The organism is Streptomyces sp. NPDC089915, from assembly GCF_040684675.1.
Classification (GTDB): domain Bacteria; phylum Actinomycetota; class Actinomycetes; order Streptomycetales; family Streptomycetaceae; genus Streptomyces.
Genome location: NZ_JBFBGN010000247.1, coordinates 1 through 4545 on the forward strand (window position 1 = coordinate 1; position 4545 = coordinate 4545).

The following is a 4545-nucleotide window of genomic DNA, read 5'->3' on the forward strand; positions in this document are numbered from 1 at the left end:
TTCCCTCCACGACCCTCTTCCGATCTGCCACCCTGCCCGAATCCGCGGGCCCGCGGATTCGGGCAGGGTGGCCGGATACGGGCCGTGCGGGGCGGCGGGGCGGGCGTCCGGTTCGGGTGCGGGTCGCTTTGCGTACGGTTCCGGCCAAACATCTGGATTCCACATGGAGTGATGCCGGAATGTCGAAAACCGTGCCCTGCGCCCGGATCGCCCCCGGCGCTACGGTTGCGAGGCTTGTCCGTCACACGGATCCGGCCATCCCAAGTCGTCCCACACCACGGGGAGTTCTCATGGCAGATTTCGACGCGGCCACCTTGTTCGAGGCCCACGACCTGGACCTCGGCGAGATCACCGTCACCTCGATGCGCGACACCGCCGACGTTTCGGCCTACGCGAAGAGCTGTTCCACCGCGACCTGCGGCATCCCCACCGCCTGCGCCTGTCACTGCAGCGTCCAGCAGCCGCAGGCGGTCTCCGGCGTCATCTGAGCCAGGCCCGCCGCCGCCCGTTCCGGCGTCCCCGCGGGGGTGCCGGGGCGGGCGGTGCGTTTCCAGCCCCGACCAGGCCGAGCCGGAAGGACCCCGGGACACCATGACGGCCCCCGACCCCGTGATCCGCACCGCCCCGTACGCGCTGGTGCGCGCGACGACGCTCAGTCACCCCGCACAGTCCCCGGACGCGGCCCGCTTCCGCGCGGGACTGGAGCGGCTGACCCGGCTGGAGGAGGCCCTCGCCGGCCTCGCGCCGGGGCTGGCCGACGCGCTGTACGCGAGCCGGGGCGGCCATCCCGACTCCTTCCACCGGAGCGTGGTGCTCCCCCTGCGCCGGGCCCTGCACAACGGGCGGGAACCCCGGCCCGCGCTCCTCGGCGCGCTCGGCGACCTTCCCGAGCGGGTACCGGCGTTGCGGGAGTGGCTGGAGCTGCGGGGCCGGCTCGACTCCGCGCGGGAGGCGGTCGCCGCTGCGGCCCCCGGCGCGCTGGCGGCCGAGCGCGGGGCCTTCGCCGCCTGGTGCCGGGAGCCGGCCCTCGCCCTGGCCGCCTCCGCGACCAGCGCCGGGCTGCTGGCCGCCGTCGAGCGGGCGGGGGCCGGGGCCACGGGGCGGCGGGCCCGCAAGGAGGAGCCGCGGGTCCTGCGGCACGCCGTACGCGCCGCCACCCGTTCAAGTCCCGTGTCCTGGTCGACCGCCGTCGGCTGGGGCCCGCTCCCGGAGCGGCCCCGGGGCACCGGCTCCGAGTGGGGGGAGGGCGACCCGCTGGCCGCGGCCGCGGGCTCCGTGCGGGTGAGCCGGAGCCTGGTCGCCGCGCTGTGCGAGGCGCTGCTCGCCGATCCCGCGAGGCGGGCCCGGCTGCCGCACCGGATGACGAGCGCACCCCGTACGGACGCCGCGGGGCGCGCCGTCTTCGCCCGCCGGCGGGGCCTGTCCGGCGTCTGGCGCTTCCTCGCCGTCACCGAGGACGAGGTGGACGTCGCGTCGAGCGGCGCCCTGGAACGGGTGGCCGAGCTGTGCCGGACGCCCATGACACCCGGGGAGCTCGCGGCCGCGCTGGCCGCGCCCCGGGACCGGGCGGCGGCGCTCGCGTACCTGGAACGGCTGGCGGACGCCGGGCTGCTGGTGCCCGTACCCCCGGTCGGGCCGCAGGACGCCGACCCGGCGGGCCGGCTCGCCGCGTGGCTGCGCGCGGGCGGGGACAGTGCCCTGGCCGCCGCGCTGGAGGAGATCGCCGGCATGACGGCGAGGTTCGGGTCCGCCGACGCGCGGGAGCGTGCCGTACTGCTCGGGCTGCTGCGCGCACGCTGGACGGCCCTGCTCGACGCGGCCGGACGGCCGCTGCCCCCGGACGGGGCGGCGCCCGCCCCGCTGACGGAGGACGTGGTGGCGCGGCGCCCCGTGGCCGCCCGGAACCTGCTGACCGCCGAGGACCACGAGGCGCTGCGCGAGGTCGCCGCCCTCGCCGAGCTCTACGACCTGGGGCACCTGGTACGCCGGTACGTGCGCGACCGCTTCGTCGCCCGGTACGGGCCCGGCGGGGTCTGCCACCCGGTCTGGGACTTCGGCAAGGAGACCGTCGCGGCCTGGGAGGACGCCGTACGCGACGCGTTCCCGGCGCCGGGCGGGGACGGCCCGGCCGCTCCGCCGAGCCGCGCGGCCGAACTCCTGCGCCTGCGCGCCTCGTTCGAGGCCGAGGCCGAGGCCGAGACCGCGCGGTGCGGGTCCCCGGGGGACCCGGACGCCGAGGTGGTCCTCCCGGCCGGGCTCGTCCGCTCCTTCGCCGCCGGGCTGCCCGGGTGGGCCTCCGAGCGGCCGCTGTCGTACGCGCACCTCCTCCAACGGGACGTCCCGCGCGGCCTGTTGGTCCTCAACCACGTGTACGCCGGCTGGGGCCGGACCGCGAGCCGCTTCCTGTCGGCGCTCGACCCGGGCGCCGCCGGGGCGGTGGGCCGGGAGGTGGCGCGCGGCGCCGGACCGGGCACGCGGGCGGTGCAGTTCCGCCCGGTGCAGGGCTTCAACGCCAACCTCCAGCCCCGGTTCCTGTCCGAGGAGATCGTCTCGGAGGAGTTCGGCCCGCCCGGCGGGCCGGGCGTACTGGACGACTCGGACGTCGAGCTCTTCCACGACGAGGCCGCCGACCAGGTGCGCCTGCGCCTGCGGGACACCGGCGAGCCGCTCGACGTGTTCTACCCGGGCCTGCTGGTCTCCGGCCTGCTCCCCGCCCGCTGCGCGCCGCTGGCCAACGACCATCCGGAGGGGGTCGTCGACTTCGCCCCGCTCGCGCCCCGGACGGTGACCGCGGTACCCGGCGGCCCGATGGTGCGCACCCCGCGCCTGCGGTACCGGCACATCGTGCTGCGGCGCCGGCGCTGGGAGCTCGCCCCGGGCACGGTGGCGGCCCTGCGCGCCGCACTGGCCGCCGAAGCGGCCGACGGCGCGGTCCCCTTCGGGGCGGCCGCGCGCTGGCGCGCCCTGCTGGGCGTCCCCGACCAGCTGTTCCTGCACCCGCCGCCCGGGGCGGGCGCGGCTCCGACGGCGGAGCGTTCCGGACAGGCCCCGCCCAAGCCGCAGTTCGCCGACCTCGGCAACCCGCTGCACCTGCGCTGCCTCGACAAGTGGCTGGCCCGCCACCCGGACGGGCTGGTGCTGGAGGAGGCGCTGCCCGCGCCCGGCGGCCGGGAACGGCCGACGCGCGCCGTGGAGATCGTCGTGGAGACCTACCGCGCGGGGAGCGCCTCATGACCGCCGTACCCCCGCCCCCGTCGGGCGCGACGGCCGCGGGCCCGGAGCCCGACGCCCTGGCGTCCCTGGACCGGTGGCGGCTGCGCCCCGGGGTCACCGCGAGCGCCCTCGACGGCGGTCTGCACCTGCGGGGATGGAACGGCAGCGTCACGCTGGAGGGCAGCCCGGCGCTCCCCGCGCTCTGGCAGGTGCTGGAGGAGGCCCTGCGGACGGACGGCGCGGCCGCGCTCTGCGCCCGCGCTGGCCTCGGCACACCGGTACGGGCCGCGCTGTGCACGCTCATCGGGCAGCTCCACGCGCACGGCATGCTGGTCGGGCGACCCGCACCGACCGGGGGCACGGCGCCGGACGACTGGCTGCTGACGGTCGCCGACCGTCCGGCCGAGGCCGCGGCGGCCCTCGCGGGCTCCCGGCTGGAGGTCCGGGCCGCCGATCCGCAGGACGCCCTGGCCTCGGCGGCCGTACGGGCGCTGGCCCGCGCCGGGATCACCGCCGTCCGGGCGGCCGACGCCCCGGCGGGCCGGCCCGGACGGATCCTGCTCCACGGCTCCCGCGCCGACGGCACCGAGTGCGCGGTCGGCGCGGCGGTCCACCCCGACGGGGCCTTCGTCACCCCGGTCGGCGGGCTCACCCGGGCCGGCTCGGACACGGCCGCCCTGGCGGAACGCCTCGGCCTCGACGAACCCCCCGCACGCTCGGCGGCCCCGTCCCCGGCGCTGACGGCCCTGGTGGCGGGCGCGGCCGTACAGCGCCTGCTGTGCTCCCTGGCCGGCCTGCCGGATCCCGGCGCCGAGGAGGGCGCGGGCGAGGGGGCCGGCGGAGCCGACCCGGCCGGTGCGACCGGCCGGGTCGGCCCGCGGTCCGGGTTTCCGCTCGTGCTGGTCGCCGGGGAGCGTCCGCCGCGGTCCGCCTATCACCCCTGGCCCGCCCGCTCCCCCGAGGCCGCGCCGCCGCCCGGGACGCTCGCCGAGGCCCTGGAGGGGCTGGCGGCGCTGACCGACGAGCGGCTCGGGGTGCTGGCCGCGCCCGCCACGGGCGCCCTGCCCCAGCTGCCGGTCGCGCTCGCCGGGTGCGAGGCGCCGGGCGGTGGAGTGCTGACGGCGGGCGCCGCCCGGGCCGATCTGGCGCGGCTGGACGCCCTGTGCCGGGCGGTGGAGCTGCGGTGCGGGGCGGGGCGGGCCGTCGCGGGGGCGGGGCCCGGGCACGCCCTCGGGCGGGCGCTGCGCCGCGCCGCGATTAGAGATCTGAAGAGCACACATCTGAACTCAAGTCACCGCACAGCTAATCTGGGATGGCGTCGTGGGATGGTAA

At 78.6% G+C, this 4545-nt stretch carries 2 protein-coding genes and 1 pseudogene; all 3 read left to right on the forward strand.

Features of this window, described 5'->3' with window-relative positions:
* Positions 1–290: 290 nt before the first annotated feature.
* Positions 291–488, forward strand: coding sequence for a thiazolylpeptide-type bacteriocin (locus AB0O29_RS34215; protein WP_365159839.1), 198 nt, complete (start codon positions 291–293; stop codon positions 486–488).
* A gap of 103 nt (positions 489–591) precedes the next feature.
* A complete protein-coding gene (locus AB0O29_RS34220) occupies positions 592–3234 on the forward strand; it encodes a lantibiotic dehydratase (protein WP_365159842.1) in 2643 nt (880 codons plus the stop codon).
* Positions 3231–4545 (forward strand): annotated as a pseudogene (locus tag AB0O29_RS34225) (hypothetical protein); the annotation flags it as partial. The gene AB0O29_RS34220 and the pseudogene AB0O29_RS34225, both read left to right, overlap by 4 nt.